This is a genomic window from Streptomyces sp. NPDC041135 (genome assembly GCF_055592085.1).
Genome location: NZ_JBVIYZ010000006.1, coordinates 34955 through 50145, shown reverse-complemented (window position 1 = coordinate 50145; position 15191 = coordinate 34955). Strand labels below are relative to the sequence as shown.

The window sequence follows — 15191 nt, the reverse complement described above, 5'->3', positions numbered from 1 at the left end:
GCCGCCCCACCCCTTCCAGGCACCCCAGGTAACAGGACATGCGCCGTCGACTGATCCAGTCCACCCTCGCCGTCGTCCTGGTCGTGATCGGGGTGTTCGGCCTGTCCCTGGTGATCGTGGAGACCCGCACGATCAGCAGCAGCGCCCAGGAACGGGTGGACTCCCAGGCGCAGCGGTTGGCCAGCATCGTGGACAGCCGCATGCTCGGCGCCGAGAGCGTCACCGCCGACGTGCTGCGCGACCAGGTCTCCGGGGACCAGTACGCGGTGATCCGCATCCCCGGTCGCCCGCCCATCGAGGCCGGTCCCAGGCCGCGCGGCGAGGTCATCGACGCCACCGCCGACGGCGAGGAGGGCGAGACGGTCACCGTCGAGGAGCCCCGCTCGGCCGTGACGCGGGAGGTCGGGCGGACGCTGCTGATCATCGCGGCGGTGGCGCTGCTCGCCGTGGTCGCCGCCGTCCTGCTCGCCGTACGCCAGGCCAACCGGCTCGCCTCGCCGCTGACCGACCTCGCGGAGACCGCCGAACGCCTCGGCTCGGGCGACCCGCGCCCGCGGCACAAGCGCTACGGCGTGCCCGAGCTGGACCGGGTCGCCGACGTGCTGGACTCCTCCGCCGAGCGCATCGGCCGCATGCTGACCGCCGAGCGGCGGCTGGCCGCCGACGCCTCCCACCAGCTGCGCACCCCGCTCACCGCGCTGTCGATGCGGCTGGAGGAGATCACCCTCACCGACGAGCTGGAGACGGTGAAGGAGGAGGCGACCATCGCGCTGACGCAGGTCGAGCGGCTGACGGACGTGGTGGAGCGGCTGCTGACCAACTCCCGCGACCCGCGCACCGGCTCCGCGGTCTCCTTCGACCTCGACGAGGTCATCCAGCAGCAGCTGGCCGAGTGGCGGCCCGCCTACCGCAGCGCCGGGCGGGCCGTAGTCAGCTCCGGCAAGCGGCATCTGCGGGCCGTCGGCACCCCGGGCGCGGTCGCGCAGGTGCTGGCGGCGCTGATCGAGAACTCCCTGATGCACGGCGGCGGCACGGTCGCCCTGCGCACCCGGGTCACCGGCAACCAGGCCGTCGTGGAGGTCACCGACGAGGGGCCCGGCGTCCCGGCCGACCTGGGCGCCCGGATCTTCGAGCGCACCATCAGCGGGCGCAACTCCACCGGGATCGGCCTGGCCGTCGCCCGGGACCTCGCGGAGGCGGACGGCGGCCGCCTGGAACTGCTCCAGGCCCAGCCACCGGTGTTCGGCCTGTTCCTGTCCCGCACGCCGCCGGCCAGGAAACCGGACGACACGGACCGGCCGACGGTCCGCTAAGGGCGGGGGGCGGGCCGTACGTACGCCGGCCTGAGCCCGTGCGTCCGGCTACGGCACCCGCTGGCGCGGCTCGCGCTGCTCCGGCTCGCGCGGGTCGGGCCGCCGCGGCCCGGACTCCCGGGCGAGGAGCGCCTCCGCGTCGGCGGCGGCCTGCACGGGCAGCGCCTTGAACACCCACGACCGGTACGACCAGAAGCGGAACAGGGTCGCGACGCCGATGCCGACGAACTTGAAGACGTTGCTCTGCAGCGGGCTGTCCCAGCCGAAGGCGTAGGTGGCCAGGTAGAGCAGGCCGTTCTCGATCACCAGGCCGATCGCGCTGAACAGCAGGAACAGTGTGAGTTCCTTGGTGCGGCCGCTCTTGTCGCGGTCCCGGTACGTCCAGTAGCGGAAGCCGACGTAGTTGAAGACGATCGCGACGACCGTCGCGATGATGCCGGCGCGCACCACCGGCAGGTCGGAGACGTGCCGGACGAGGTTGAAGGCCCCGAGGTTGACCAGGACGCCGGCGCCGCCGACGGCGCCGAACTTGGCCACCTCGCGGGAGAGCCGGCGCAGCCCGGAGGAACCGCTGTCCATGGGGTGCGGGCTCCCGTCCGTAGGTGTCGTCACCCGGCCATGCTAGCCAGGCGCCCCCGCCGCCGCCCGGCCACCCGTCCACAGCACGGCAATGGGTCCGGTACGCACCGTTACGTCCCGGGTCCGCGGGGCCCGAGGGGGCCGCGCGGGGCGCGGAACGGTCCTGGGGAGGGACGGAAACCGGCCGCCCTGGCGCGGCCGATACCCTAGGGGTGTGACGTTCCCGGTAGTCGGCATGGTCGGCGGGGGCCAGCTCGCGCGTATGACGCACGAGGCGGGTATCCCGCTGGGCATCAGGTTCAAGCTCCTCAGTGACACCCCGCAGGATTCCGCGGCACAGGTCGTGCGCGATGTCGTCGTCGGCGACTACCGCGACCTGGAGACGCTGCGCGAGTTCGCGCGCGGGTGCGATGTGATCACCTTCGATCACGAACACGTACCCACCGAGCACCTCCGGGCCCTGGAGGCGGACGGCATCCCCGTGCGCCCCGGTCCGGACGCGCTGGTGCACGCCCAGGACAAGGGGGTGATGCGTGCGAAGCTCACCGAGATCGGCGTGCCGTGCCCCCGGCACCGGATCGTGACCGACCCGGCGGACGTCGCGGCCTTCGCGGCGGAGGGCGACGGCTTCCCGGTCGTGCTCAAGACCGTCCGCGGCGGCTACGACGGCAAGGGCGTCTGGGTCGTCTCCAGCGCCGAGGAGGCCGCCGACCCCTTCCGGGCGGGCGTGCCGGTCCTCGCCGAGGAGAAGGTGGACTACGTCCGCGAGCTGGCCGCGAACGTCGTGCGCTCCCCGCACGGCCAGGCGGTCGCCTACCCGGTCGTGGAGTCCCGGCAGGTCGACGGGGTCTGCGACACCGTGATCGCGCCCGCCCCCGGCCTGGACGGCTCCCTGGCCCTGGAGGCCGAGCGGATGGCCCTGTCCATCGCCCAGGAACTCGGCGTCGTCGGCCACCTCGCCGTCGAGCTGTTCCAGACCCGCGACGGCCGCATCCTGGTCAACGAGCTGGCGATGCGCCCGCACAACTCCGGCCACTGGTCGATGGACGGCGCGATCACCTCCCAGTTCGCCAACCACGTCCGCGCGGTCCTCGACCTGCCTCTCGGCGACCCGCGCCCGCGCGCCCCGTGGACGGTCATGGTCAACGTGCTCGGCGGTGACTTCCCCGACATGTACTCCGCCTACCTGCACTGCATGGCCCGTGACCCCAGACTGAAGATCCACATGTACGGCAAGGACGTGAAGCCCGGCCGCAAGGTGGGTCACGTGAACACTTACGGCGACGACCTGGACGAGGTGCTGGAGCGCGCCCGCCACGCTGCCGGCTACCTGAGAGGCACGATCACCGAATGAGCCCTGTTGTTGGCATCGTCATGGGGTCCGACTCCGACTGGCCCGTGATGGAGGCCGCCGCCAAGGCCCTCGACGAGTTCGAGATCGCGTACGAGGTCGACGTCGTCTCCGCGCACCGCATGCCCCGCGAGATGATCACCTACGGCGAGCAGGCGGCCGGACGCGGGCTGAAGGCGATCATCGCGGGCGCGGGCGGCGCCGCCCACCTGCCCGGCATGCTCGCCTCCGTCACCCCGCTGCCGGTCATCGGCGTGCCGGTGCCGCTGAAGTACCTCGACGGCATGGACTCCCTGCTGTCCATCGTGCAGATGCCGGCCGGTGTCCCGGTCGCCACCGTCTCCGTCGCCGGGGCCCGCAACGCCGGTCTCCTCGCCGCCCGCATCCTCGCGACCCACGACGAGGAGCTGTCGCAGCGGATGCGCGAGTTCCAGCAGGACCTCAACGACCAGGCCACCGAGAAGGGCAAGCGGCTGCGCTCCAAGGTCGAGGGCGCGGGCAGCGGCTTCGGCTTCGGGAAGTGAGCCGGATGACCTCCCTCGGCGAGGCCCGTGAGCTGCTGCGCGAGTTCCCGGTGGTCGACGGTCACAACGACCTGCCCTGGGCGCTGCGCGAGCAGGTCCGCTACGACCTCGACGCCCGCGACCTCGCCGAACGCCAGGACGCCCACCTGCACACCGACCTGCCGCGGCTGCGCGAGGGCGGGGTCGGGGCGCAGTACTGGTCGGTCTACGTGCGCGCCGACCTGCCCGACCCGGTGCCGGCCACGCTGGAGCAGATCGACTGCGTACGGCAGCTGATCGACCGCTACCCGCGGCACCTGCGGGCCGCGCTGGGCGCCGCCGACCTGGAGGCGGCCCGCGCCGAGGGCCGGATCGCCTCCCTGATGGGCGCGGAGGGCGGCCACTCGATCGCCTGCTCGCTCGGCACCCTGCGCGGTCTGTACGCGCTCGGCGTGCGCTACCTGACGCTCACCCACAACGACAACGTGCCCTGGGCGGACTCGGCGACCGACGTGCCCCGCGCCGGCGGGCTGACGGCGTTCGGCCGCGAGGTCGTGCGGGAGATGAACCGGCTCGGCATGCTGGTCGACCTCTCCCACGTGGCGGCGACGACCATGCGGGACGCGCTGGACACCTCCACCGCGCCGGTGATCTTCTCCCACTCCTCGGCACGGGCCGTGTGCGACCACCCGCGCAACATCCCCGACGACGTCCTGGAGCGCCTGCCCGGCAACGGCGGCGTGGCGATGGTGACGTTCGTGCCGAAGTTCGTGCTCCAGGCCGCCGTCGACTGGACGGCCGCGGCCGACGAGAACATGCGCGCGCACGGCTTCCACCACCTGGACACCACCGCCGAGGCGATGACGGTCCACCGCGCCTTCGAGGAGCACACCCCGCGCCCGGTCGCCACCGCGGCCACGGTCGCCGACCACCTCGACCACATGCGCGAGGTGGCCGGCGTCGACCACCTCGGCATCGGCGGCGACTACGACGGCACGGCCTTCACCCCGGACGGCCTGGACGACGTCTCCGGCTACCCGAACCTGCTCGCCGAGCTGCTGGAGCGGGGCTGGTCGAAGGCCGACCTGGCCAAGCTGACCTGGAAGAACGCCGTACGGGTGCTGGGCGCTGCGGAGGACGTGGCCCGCCACCTTCAGGCCACCCGCGGCCCGTCCAACGCGACGATCGAGTCGCTCGACGGCAAGGACGCCGACGCGGGCGCCTGAGGGCCGGGAGGCTCCTGGGCGCGGGGAGGCTTCTGAGCGTCGAGAGGCTCCTGGGCGTCGAGGGCGGGGTAGTCGGTGTAACCGTCGGCCCCGCCCACGTACATCAGGTACCGGTCCCGGACCGGGTTGAGGGGCGCGCCCCGGCGCAGCCGCGTCACCAGGTCCGGGTTGGCGAGGAACGGCCGGCCCAGGGCGACCAGGTCGGCGCCGGCGGCCAGCATGTCCCGGGACGCCCGGCCGACGCCCTCGGTGGTGAGGTCGGCCAGGACCGGGTTGCCGATGAGGACGCCGGGCCACTCGGCGCGCAGCCGGCGGAACAGCGCGGTGGCGGGGTCGGCGTGCACGATGTGCAGGTAGGCCGGTTCCAGCTCGCGCAGCCGGGCCACCAGCGCCGGGTACAGCAGGTCGGTGTCGTCCTCCTGGATGCCGTTGACGGTGGCGCCGGGGGAGATGCGCACCCCCACCCGGTCGGCCCCGATCGCCTCGGCCACCGCCTGTGTGACCTCCGTGGTGAACCGCACGCGCCGCTCGACGGGACCCCCGTACCCGTCGGTCCGGCGGTTGGTGTTTCCGGCCAGGAACTGGTGCAGCAGGTGGCCGTTGGCCGAGTGCACCTCGACGCCCTCGAAGCCCGCGTCGACGGCCCGGCGGGCCGCGGCGGCGAAGTCGGCGGCGGTGGCGCGGATGTCCTCGGCCGTCATCTCCCGCGGCACCACGGCCGGCCGGTGGCCGCCGGGCGTGAAGATGGTCTCCGGCAGCGCGACCGGGGAGGGCGCCACGGGCGTCAGGCCGGTGGTCTCCGGGTGGCTGACCCGCCCGCCGTGCTGGAGCTGGAGGTACATCCGCCCGCCGGCCGCCCGCACGGCGTCGGTGACCCGCCGCCACCCGGCCGTGTGCCGGTCGGTGTGCAGGGCGGTGATGTTCGGGTACGTCTGCCCGACCGCGTTCGGTGTCGAGGCCTCGCCGATGATCAGGCCGGCCGAGGCGCGCTGGGCGTAGTAGGTGACCATCAGCGGGGTCGGGGTGCCGTCGTCCGCCGCGCGGTTGCGGGTGAGCGGGGCCATCACGAGGTGGTGGGGGAGCGCCAGCCGGCCGAGCCGGGCCGGCGCGAGGAAGTCCGTTGTCCGGGTCATGACGGTACGCTAGAACCTGACACCGGTGTCAGGTTCAAGTCCCGCCGCCCCGAACGGGGTTGACGGCCCCCGGCCGACAGCCCCGGCCCACGGCCACGGTCCACGCGGCGGGCTCTCGGGCCCGGCCACACGAGCGTGCGGAGGCGGAGATGCGGATCGGCGAACTGGCCCGGCGCACCGGCGTGAGCGAGCGGTCGCTGCGCTACTACGAGACCCAGGGGCTGCTGGCCGCGGACCGCACCCCCGGTGGCCACCGCGACTACCCGGAGACGGCCGTGGACCGGGTCATCCGCATCCAGGAGCTGTACGCGGCCGGACTGCACAGCGACCGCATCCGTCTGCTGCTGCCCTGCATGCGCGACCAGGACGGCGGGCCCTCCGCGATCGCCACCCCGAGACTGGTCGCCGACCTCACCGAGGAACGCGCCCGCATCGACCGCGTGATCGCCGACCTGGTGCGCTCCCGGGAGACGCTCGACGAGGTCATCCGGGCGGCCCGGGCGGACTGAGCACCGTACCCCCGAACGCCCCACTCACCAGGAAGGCGTCCTTCCCTCCGTGCGACGGTGGCCCTACCGCCAGCCACCACGTAGCTCACGACGACGTACGGAGCCCGCCATGGCCGACCTCGACAACGACCTGCCCGCCACGACCGAGGTCGGCGAGGTCGACGGCCCCCTGGAGGACCCCGCCCCCGCCCCCGCGACCGACCCGGACGCCGCGACCCTGGAGCACGCCCGCGCCCTGCTCGCCGCCCACCCGGTCGCCGACGGCTACAGCGGGCTGCCGTGGGCCCTGCGCCACCTGCCCTGGTACGACCTCGAACTGGGCGAGACGGCCGTCGCCACGGACCTGCCCCGGCTGCGGGCGGGACACGTCGGCGCCGCGTTCTGGTCGCTGCACCTGCCCGGCGGCCTGGCCGGCGACCGGGCCGTGGCCACCACCCTGGAACAACTGGACCTGGTGCGCTCGGTCATCGCGGCCCATCCGGAGGGACTGTGCCCGGCGCACACCGCCGGTCAGCTCATCGACGCCCGCCACCTCGGCCGGGTCGCCGTGGTGCTGGGCCCGGCCGGCGCCGGCGCGATCGACGACTCGCTGAGCGTCCTGCGCGTCCTGCACGGCCTGGGCCTGCGCTCGCTGACCCTCGCGGGCACCGCCTGGGCCAGCGGGGCGGGGCTGACCCGGTTCGGCGAGGAGGTGCTGCGCGAGATGAACCGCCTCGGCGTGCTCGCCGACCTCTCCGGAGCCGCCGAGGCCACGATCGACCGGGCCGTCACGCTGTCCCGGACACCGGTGCTGTGCACCCGCTCCGGCGCCCGCGCGCTGCGCCCCCACCCCGCCAACCTGCCCGACGACCAGCTCGCCGCGCTCGGCACGGCGAACGGGCTGTGCATGGTGCCGCTGACGGCCGAGCAGACCGGCCCGACCGTCCGGGACGTCGCCGACCACCTCGACCACGTCCGCGCCGTCGCCGGAGCCCACAGCGTCGCGCTGTCCGGCACCTTCGACTCCGGCGTCGCCCACCCGCGCGAACTCGCCGACGTCTCCCGCTACCCGCACCTGATCGCCGAACTGCTGCGGCGCGGCTGGTCCGAGCCGGAGCTGGCCCTGCTCACCTGGGGGAACGTCCAGCGGGTGCTGCGCAGCGCGGACTCCGTCGCGCGGGCCACCCGGGCCCGCCGGGCACCGTCCACCGCGACCATCGCGGAACTGGACGGCTGACGGCCAGGGCCACGAACCCGGGCCCGGTGAGCTACGGGCGGTCGATCCGGCACAGGCAGAAGGGATGCCCGGCCGGGTCGGCGTACACCTGGAAGTCCTTCTTCTCCCGGTCCTCCAGGTCCAGCGGCCGGGCCCCCAGCGCCAGCGCCCGCTCATGGGCCGCGTCGATCTCCGCCCAGGTCCGGCCCGCCTCCAGGTCGAGGTGGAACTGCTGCCCGTTGCGGTCGCCGCGCGGCCACTCCGGCGCGGTGAAGTCCTCGGCCCGCTGGAAGGCGAGCCGGGGCCCGCCCGGGACCTCCAGGACGACCCAGTCGTCGTCGTCCTCGTCCGCGCGCGGGGTGCCGCCGAGGAGCCCGGCGTAGAAGCCGGCCAGCGCCCGCGGGTCGGGGCAGTCGACGACGACGGAACGGAAACGGGCGACAGCGCTCATCCAGGCCTCCAGGGTCGGCCGGCGCGGTGTCAGCCGGCGCAGAGGCAGAACGGGTGCCCCGCCGGGTCGGCGTACACACGGAAGGCGCGGGAGTGGTCCGCCGTGTCCAGCGGCTTCGCCCCCAGCTCCAGCACCGCCTTCTCCGCGGTGTCCAGGTCCGGGACGGTCAGGTCCAGGTGGAACTGCTGCGAGGCCTCCGGGGCGGGCCAGCGCGGGGGCACGTGACCGGCCGCCCGCTGGAAGGCCAGCGCCGGCCCGCCCGGCAGCCGCAGATCCACCCACTCCTCGTCGCCCTCCACGGTGCCGCCGAGCACCTCCGCGTAGAACCCGGCGAGCGCACGGGGGTCGGGACAGTCCAGGACGACGACACCGAGCTGAGCGAGAGCCATGACTCCTCCTCGAAGGCCTGCGGTCACTTGTCAGGCACCCTAGGGCCTGGGGCGTACGACCACCGCGGCCCCGCCGGCCGCGCCCGGTGGTGCAGAATGCAGGAAGACGCCGGTTCGGCCGACTGAGCCTCGGCCGAACCGGCGTCCCCGACGCCGTACGAAAGGGTGCGCAGGCGCGCCGGGCCGGTCAGGCCGCCGGCCGCCCCATCGCCCGGTACGTCCACCCGGCCCGCCGCCACCGCTCCGGCTCCAGGGCGTTGCGCCCGTCGAGGATCACCCGCGCCGCCGCCGCCTCGCCCAGCGCCACCGGGTCCAGCTCCCGGAACTCCCGCCACTCCGTCAGATGCAGCACCACGTCCGCGCCCTGCGCCGCCGCGAGCGCGGAACCGGCGTAGCCGAGGGTCGGGAAGACCTTGCGGGCGTTGTCCATCCCCTTCGGGTCGTACACCGTGACCTGGCCGCCCTGGAGGTGGATCTGCCCCGCCACGTTCAGCGCGGGCGAGTCGCGCACGTCGTCCGAGTCGGGCTTGAAGGTGGCACCGAGGACCGCCACCCGCTTGCCGAGGAAGGAGCCGCCGCCCAGCGCCTCCCGCGCCATCTCCACCATCTGTCCGCGCCGGCGCATGTTGATGGAGTCGATCTCCCGCAGGAACGTCAGCGCCTGGTCCGCCCCCAGCTCACCGGCGCGGGCCATGAAGGCCCGGATGTCCTTCGGCAGGCACCCGCCGCCGAACCCGATGCCGGCCCGCAGGAACTTCCGGCCGATCCGGTCGTCGTACCCGATCGCCTCCGCCAGCCTCACCACGTCACCGCCCGCCGCCTCGCAGACCTCCGCCATGGCGTTGATGAACGAGATCTTCGTGGCGAGGAAGGAGTTCGCGGCCGTCTTCACCAGCTCGGCCGTCGGGAAGTCGGTGACCACGAAGGGCGTGCCCGCGCCGAGCGGGGTCGCGTACACCTCCCGCAGCAGCTTCTCGGCGCGCTCGCTGCGCACGCCCACCACGATCCGGTCCGGGTGCAGCGTGTCCTCGACGGCGTAGCCCTCGCGCAGGAACTCCGGGTTCCAGGCCAGTTCGGCGTCCTCGCCCGCGGGCGCGTGCTCGGCCAGGTAGGCGGCCAGCCGCGCGGCGGAGCCGACGGGCACCGTCGACTTGCCCACCACCAGGGCGGGCCCGGTCAGATGCGGGGCGAGGGAGGCGACGGCCGCGTTGACGTAACTCATGTCCGCCGCGTAGTCGCCGTGCCGCTGCGGGGTGTTGACGCACACGAAGTGCACGTCGCCGAACGCGCCGACCTCCGCCCAGTCCCGGGTGAACCGCAGCCGTCCCGACGACCCCTCGAAACCGGCCACGTGCCGGCGCAGCAGCTCCTCGAGCCCCGGCTCGTACATCGGGGCCTCCCCGCGCTCCAGCAGGGCGATCTTCTCCGGCACCACGTCGAGCCCGAGCACCTCGAAGCCGAGTTCGGCCATGGCCGCGGCGTGCGTGGCGCCGAGATAACCGGTGCCGATCACGGTGATCTTCAGGCTCATGGGTGCGCTCCAGCTCGGGGACTCGGCTCTGCGGAGCCCGAGCATAGTCGGGCCGCCCGCCGGGGAATTTCCCCGCTGTCGTCAACCTCACGTAGGCGTGTCCCGGGCGGCGTTCTAAAATTCAGTTACTTAACGGTAATTAGCGTCACCTTCACTGCGTCTATGGAGCGTGAGAGACCTTGGCCGGATCGGCTGACTTCGACCTGTACCGCCCGTCCGAGGAGCACGACATGCTCCGTGACGCCGTCCGCGCGCTGGCCGAGGCGAAGATCGCGCCGTACGCCGCGGCGGTGGACGAGGAGGCCCGCTTCCCGCAGGAGGCACTGGACGCGCTCGTGGCCAACGACCTGCACGCGGTGCACGTCCCCGAGAGTTACGGCGGCTCCGGCGCCGACGCGCTCGCCACCGTGATCGTCATCGAGGAGGTGGCCCGCGTCTGCGTGTCCTCCTCGCTGATCCCGGCCGTGAACAAGCTGGGCTCGCTGCCGGTCATCCTCTCCGGCTCCGAGGACCTGAAGAAGAAGTACCTGGCGCCGCTGGCCAAGGGCGACGCGATGTTCTCCTACTGCCTCTCCGAGCCCGACGCGGGCTCCGACGCGGCCGGCATGAAGACCAAGGCCGTACGCGACGGCGACCACTACGTCCTCAACGGCGTCAAGCGCTGGATCACCAACGCGGGCGTCTCCGAGTACTACACCGTCATGGCGGTCACCGACCCCTCGAAGCGGTCCAAGGGCATCTCCGCGTTCGTCGTGGAGAAGTCGGACGAGGGCGTCTCCTTCGGCGCCCCGGAGAAGAAGCTCGGCATCAAGGGCTCCCCGACCCGCGAGGTCTACTTCGACAACGTCCGCATCCCCGCCGACCGCATGATCGGCGCGGAGGGCACCGGCTTCGCCACCGCCATGCAGACCCTGGACCACACCCGCATCACCATCGCCGCCCAGGCCCTCGGTGTCGCCCAGGGCGCCCTCGACTACGCCAAGGGCTACGTGCGCGAGCGCAAGCAGTTCGGCAAGCCGATCGCCGACTTCCAGGGCGTGCAGTTCATGCTCGCCGACATGGCCATGAAGATCGAGGCCGCCCGCCAGCTGACCTACGCCGCCGCCGCCAAGTCCGAGCGCGGCGACCGCGACCTCACCTTCCAGGGGGCCGCCGCCAAGTGCTTCGCCTCGGACGTCGCCATGGAGGTCACCACCGACGCCGTCCAGCTCCTCGGCGGCTACGGCTACACCCGCGACTACCCGGTCGAGCGCATGATGCGCGACGCCAAGATCACCCAGATCTATGAGGGCACGAACCAGGTCCAGCGGATCGTGATGGCCAGGAACCTCCCCTAGCCGCAGGCCGGTTGACGGCTGTTGTTTTCGAAGAAGGCGCCCTGCGGGGCGCCTTCTTGTCTATTTTGGTGCGCATCCGTTCGATGATCGCCCCGAGGAGACGACAGGCCATGGCCGAGGACATCGCAGCAACCGGTGACGAGGGGGTCGCGCGCATGACCCGCCTGCGGACCGACGTCTCGCACTCGGCCCGGATCTGGAACTACTGGCTCGGCGGCAAGGACCACTACCAGGTCGACGAGGAGGTCGGCGACCAGATCCTCGGCTTCGTCCCCGCGCTGCCCCGCTCCGCGATCGCCGACCGGGCCTTCCTGGCGCGGGCCGTGCGGCACCTGGCCGGGGAGGCCGGCATCCGGCAGTTCCTGGACATCGGCACCGGTCTGCCGACCGCCGACAACACCCACGAGGTCGCCCAGCGGGTGGCACCCGACGCCCGGATCGTCTACGTCGACAACGACCCGCTCGTCCTCTCCCACGCCCACGCCCTGCTCACCAGCAGCCCCGAGGGCGCCACGGACTACATCGAGGCGGACGTCCGCGACCCGGAGAGCATCCTGCGCGAGGCGGCCCGCACGCTGGACTTCGGCCGGCCCGTCGCCATCACCATGCTGGGCATCCTCAACTTCGTCATGGACACCGACGAGGCCGTGGCGATCGTCGGACGGCTGCTGGACGCGGTGCCCTCCGGCAGCTACCTGGTGATCTCCCACCCCACCACCGAGGTGGACGGCGAGGCGATGACCCAGGCGGTGGACTACTGGAACAGCCAGGGCTCGGCCTCGATGACCCTGCGCAGCCGGGCCGACCTGCTCCGCCTCTTCGAGCGGGTGGAGCTGCTGGAGCCCGGTGTCGTCTCCTGCTCCCACTGGCGCCCGGAAGGCGGCGAACCGGTGGCGGTCACCCACTTCGGCGGAGTGGGCCGGAAGCCGTAGTCCCGATGGCGGGGCGGGCGCGGTGGACGTAGGACGGAAGCACAGGGGGCCCGCCCCGGGTCCCGTCCCCGTCCCTCCGAGGAGGAGCCATGACCCAGACCGGACCCATGACCGCCATGAGCAAGCAGATGCAGGACTGCGTCGAGGCCTGCATGTCCTGCCACACCATGTGCGAGGAGACCATGAGCTCCTGCATGCAGATGGGCGGCCAGGCCCAGATGCAGATCATGCGCGCGCTCATGGACTGCTCCGAGACGACCCGCATGTGCGCCGACATGATGATGCGGCGCTCGCCCATGGCGGGAGAGATGTGCGCGATGTGCGCCAAGGCCTGTGACATGTGTGCCGAGGCGTGTATGTCGATGCCGGACGACCCGCAGATGATGCGCTGCGCCGAGGCGTGTCGCCGCTGCGCGGAGATGTGCCGGTCCATGGCCGGCGCCTCCATGTGACCGACCCACCCCTCCTGGGGGCGCCCCGTACGGGACGCCCCCGGGAACCCGGGCCGGCCGGCACGTCACCCGGAGGCGGTGACCGGGAGGCGTGACCGGCAGGCGGTCACCGGCAGGCGGTCACCAGGTGAAGCCCGGCTGGACGTCCATGCAGGCGTCCTTCTTGTCCCCGTGCAGCACGGCCGCCGACTTCGGCGCCTTCGTCGGCTCCGCGGACTTCGGATAGGTCTCCCCGGTGCGCCAGTCCGCGCCCACCACCAGCGTGATGCCGGAGACGTCGGTGGAGCGGTGCGCCGAGTCCAGCGGGATGCCGAGCGCCTTGGCCACCGCCTGGGCGTCGCCCTCGAGGTCGGCGCTGGGGTAGAGCACCTCGGTCTCGGCCGCGGACGCCGCCTGGGAGTCCACCGCCGCCTGGGTGAACCCCTGGTCCACCAGCAGCTGCCGGACCGCGCCGGCCCGCTGGCGCGTCGGTGCCTGGGTGTCCGTCCCGGTGCCGTTGCGGACCTGCACGGCGATCTCGCCGTCCGGTGCCGCGGGGTCGTCGGAGACCTGCTCGGCCTTCTTCTTCGCGCCCCGGCCGTCCAGCGGGGTGTCCTTGCGGACCATGGACAGCAGCTGCTCGGCGTCCCCCGGCTTGGGCACCAGCCGGTTGCGGTTCTGCGTCCACTGGTCGGTGGGCAGCGTCGTCATGGTGATGCGCTTGGCGGGTACCTTCCTGAACTCCTCGGCGAGGTCGTACAGCTTCTTCACGGTGCCCAGGTCCTCGTCGACCGTGAGCGCCTTCGTCGCGGTCTCGGCCAGCTCGCGCATCCGGGCCGGGTTGCTCAGCGTCGCGTTCTCGCGCAGCTGGCGCGCCATCGAGTTCATGTACATGTGCTGCGCGTGGGTGCGGCCGAGGTCGGTGCCGTCCTCGAAGCCGTACCGGGTGCGCAGCCACTGCAGGGCCTGCTCGCCCATGATGGAGGTGGTGCCCTTGCGCAGCTTCAGGCCGGAGCCGTGGCCGTCGGAGGTGTGCGAGTAGACGTTCTGCCGGACGCAGACGGGCACGCCGCCGATGGCGTCCGCCATCGACACGACACCGGAGAAGTCGACCATCATGAAGTGGTCGATGTGGATGCCGGTGAGCGCCTGCCAGGTGGCGACGGTGCAGCCCGGGCCGCCGCGGCCCAGTGACTCGTTCGCCATCTCCAGCGTGAGCGCCGGGTAGACCTTGCCGGTGTCGGGGTCGGTGCACTTGGGGATCGGGATCATGGTGTCCCGGGGGAGGCTGACGACCGACATGTTGCTGCGGTCCGCCGAGAGGTGCACCAGCATCTGCACGTCGCCCAGCGGCGGCCTGCCCACGTCGGCCTTGGAGCCGCCCAGCTTCAGGTTCTTCTTGGAGTTGCGGCTGTCGGAGCCGATCATCAGGATGTTCAGCGGGGTCTGGCCCGCGGCGTTCGGCGTCGCCTTGGGCGGGCCGCCCTCGCCGAGGTTCAGCTTGGCCTGGCGGATGTTGCCGTTGAGGTGCTGGTAGTAGAGGTAGCCCGCGCCGGCGGTGCCGAGTATGACGACCGTCAGGGTCAGCGCCGACCAGCGGAGTATGCGCCGCTTGGGGCGGCCCGGTCCCGGTCCCGCGCCCCGTCTGCGGCCGCCGCCGTGCCGTCCGCCCCCTCTGCCCGCCGCTTCGCCGCCCTCGGCCGGCGCCCCGCCCTGCCCGCCCGATTCACCGGCGCGCCGAGTGCGCGGCAGAGCCCCTTCTCCGCGCACGCTGCTTCCCGTCATCCTCCCCGCCCTCCCGCCCCCGGCACCCTCACCGCGGCTTCGTCCGCGCCCCGGCGCACGTGCGTCCTTGCACGGACCGGGGCGGCCATGTCGCAAAACTGTCGGCCGTGCGCCCGCGAACGCCTGGCCTCAGGCCGGAGCACGGTGCCTGCCGCGGCACGTGTGGTGGTGTGCCGCGCTCTCGCACTCGGTGAGACGCGAAATCAGCCCTCGTGGTCACGTCGCGCGCGTGACCTCGTCGCTGCCGGGCCGTCCGCCCGCGCCCCCGGAGTCCGCGCGGCCGCCGGCGCCGTCGCCGACCCCCCCCCGCACCGGATCGCTCACATTATCGGCACAGTTGAGCGTTCAGCGACCATCAGTTCGAAGCGCGCCGCCGGATCACCGGCCCGGCACGCCCGCACAACGGTCACCAGGTGAGTTTTCGCCCGCCCGAGGAGGGCCCCGGGCCCGGGGCTCCCGCCCCTGGGCGTCCGGAGCCGGGGAGCCGCGGCGCCAGTGCCGCGGCGGGCAAGGTTTGCCCGTCAAG

At 72.9% G+C, this 15191-nt stretch carries 15 protein-coding genes; 9 read left to right on the top strand and 6 right to left on the bottom strand.

Going from position 1 to position 15191, the window contains the following annotated elements; genetic code table 11:
* Nucleotides 1-38: 38 nt before the first annotated feature.
* A complete protein-coding gene (locus ACZ6CZ_RS16010; protein ID WP_469020668.1) occupies nucleotides 39-1313 on the top strand; it encodes an ATP-binding protein in 1275 nt (424 codons plus the stop codon).
* 48 nt (nucleotides 1314-1361) lie between these two features.
* On the opposite strand, the gene ACZ6CZ_RS16005 is transcribed toward ACZ6CZ_RS16010, so the two are convergent.
* Nucleotides 1362-1892 (bottom strand): GtrA family protein, encoded by a 531-nt coding sequence (locus tag ACZ6CZ_RS16005; protein WP_469021612.1) that lies wholly within the window; start codon nucleotides 1890-1892, stop codon nucleotides 1362-1364.
* Between the two features lie 214 nt (nucleotides 1893-2106).
* On the opposite strand from ACZ6CZ_RS16005, the gene ACZ6CZ_RS16000 reads away from it, so the two are divergent.
* The 3 genes from ACZ6CZ_RS16000 to ACZ6CZ_RS15990 are packed head-to-tail and all read left to right on the top strand — an operon-like array spanning nucleotide 2107 to nucleotide 4972.
* Nucleotides 2107-3246, top strand: coding sequence for a 5-(carboxyamino)imidazole ribonucleotide synthase (locus tag ACZ6CZ_RS16000; protein ID WP_469020666.1), 1140 nt, complete (start codon nucleotides 2107-2109; stop codon nucleotides 3244-3246).
* Nucleotides 3243-3767, top strand: coding sequence for a 5-(carboxyamino)imidazole ribonucleotide mutase (purE, locus tag ACZ6CZ_RS15995; RefSeq protein ID WP_469020663.1), 525 nt, complete (start codon nucleotides 3243-3245; stop codon nucleotides 3765-3767). Before ACZ6CZ_RS16000 ends, purE begins: the two co-directional genes overlap by 4 nt.
* Before the next feature lie 5 nt (nucleotides 3768-3772).
* Nucleotides 3773-4972 (top strand): dipeptidase, encoded by a 1200-nt coding sequence (locus ACZ6CZ_RS15990; protein ID WP_469021610.1) that lies wholly within the window; start codon nucleotides 3773-3775, stop codon nucleotides 4970-4972.
* On the opposite strand, the gene ACZ6CZ_RS15985 is transcribed toward ACZ6CZ_RS15990, so the two are convergent.
* Complete coding sequence (locus tag ACZ6CZ_RS15985) at nucleotides 4900-6105, bottom strand: alkene reductase (RefSeq protein WP_469020662.1); 1206 nt, start codon at nucleotides 6103-6105, stop codon at nucleotides 4900-4902. The two genes, ACZ6CZ_RS15990 and ACZ6CZ_RS15985, sit on opposite strands and share 73 nt — an antisense overlap.
* Before the next feature lie 149 nt (nucleotides 6106-6254).
* Between ACZ6CZ_RS15985 and ACZ6CZ_RS15980 the strand changes: the two genes are divergently transcribed.
* Nucleotides 6255-6614 carry a MerR family transcriptional regulator gene (locus tag ACZ6CZ_RS15980; RefSeq protein ID WP_469020660.1) on the top strand — a complete coding sequence of 120 codons (360 nt, stop codon included), beginning with the start codon at nucleotides 6255-6257 and terminating at the stop codon, nucleotides 6612-6614.
* Between the two features lie 109 nt (nucleotides 6615-6723).
* Nucleotides 6724-7830, top strand: coding sequence for a dipeptidase (locus ACZ6CZ_RS15975; protein WP_469020658.1), 1107 nt, complete (start codon nucleotides 6724-6726; stop codon nucleotides 7828-7830).
* A gap of 31 nt (nucleotides 7831-7861) precedes the next feature.
* Here the strand turns inward: ACZ6CZ_RS15975 and ACZ6CZ_RS15970 are convergent, their stop codons facing one another.
* The 3 genes from ACZ6CZ_RS15970 to ACZ6CZ_RS15960 all read right to left on the bottom strand — a co-directional run bounded on the left by ACZ6CZ_RS15970 (nucleotide 7862) and on the right by ACZ6CZ_RS15960 (nucleotide 10180).
* Complete coding sequence (locus ACZ6CZ_RS15970) at nucleotides 7862-8260, bottom strand: VOC family protein (protein ID WP_469020655.1); 399 nt, start codon at nucleotides 8258-8260, stop codon at nucleotides 7862-7864.
* Nucleotides 8261-8289: 29 nt separating this feature from the next.
* Nucleotides 8290-8649, bottom strand: a complete 360-nt coding sequence (locus ACZ6CZ_RS15965) for a VOC family protein (protein WP_469020652.1) — start codon at nucleotides 8647-8649, stop codon at nucleotides 8290-8292.
* Between the two features lie 187 nt (nucleotides 8650-8836).
* Complete coding sequence (locus ACZ6CZ_RS15960) at nucleotides 8837-10180, bottom strand: UDP-glucose dehydrogenase family protein (RefSeq protein WP_469020649.1); 1344 nt, start codon at nucleotides 10178-10180, stop codon at nucleotides 8837-8839.
* A gap of 179 nt (nucleotides 10181-10359) precedes the next feature.
* Here ACZ6CZ_RS15960 and ACZ6CZ_RS15955 point away from each other — a divergent pair, with 179 nt between their 5' ends.
* The 3 genes from ACZ6CZ_RS15955 to ACZ6CZ_RS15945 all read left to right on the top strand — a co-directional run bounded on the left by ACZ6CZ_RS15955 (nucleotide 10360) and on the right by ACZ6CZ_RS15945 (nucleotide 12901).
* Complete coding sequence (locus ACZ6CZ_RS15955; protein WP_469020647.1) at nucleotides 10360-11517, top strand: acyl-CoA dehydrogenase; 1158 nt, start codon at nucleotides 10360-10362, stop codon at nucleotides 11515-11517.
* Nucleotides 11518-11672: 155 nt separating this feature from the next.
* Entirely contained in the window at nucleotides 11673-12449 is a 777-nt protein-coding gene (locus ACZ6CZ_RS15950; protein ID WP_469021608.1) for an SAM-dependent methyltransferase, read from the top strand.
* A gap of 89 nt (nucleotides 12450-12538) precedes the next feature.
* The gene (locus ACZ6CZ_RS15945) at nucleotides 12539-12901 is read left to right on the top strand and encodes a four-helix bundle copper-binding protein (RefSeq protein ID WP_469020644.1); all 363 of its coding nucleotides are present in this window, start codon (nucleotides 12539-12541) and stop codon (nucleotides 12899-12901) included.
* 120 nt (nucleotides 12902-13021) lie between these two features.
* Here the strand turns inward: ACZ6CZ_RS15945 and ACZ6CZ_RS15940 are convergent, their stop codons facing one another.
* Nucleotides 13022-14665, bottom strand: a complete 1644-nt coding sequence (locus tag ACZ6CZ_RS15940; RefSeq protein WP_469020642.1) for an LCP family protein — start codon at nucleotides 14663-14665, stop codon at nucleotides 13022-13024.
* Between the last annotated feature and the right edge of the window lie 526 nt (nucleotides 14666-15191).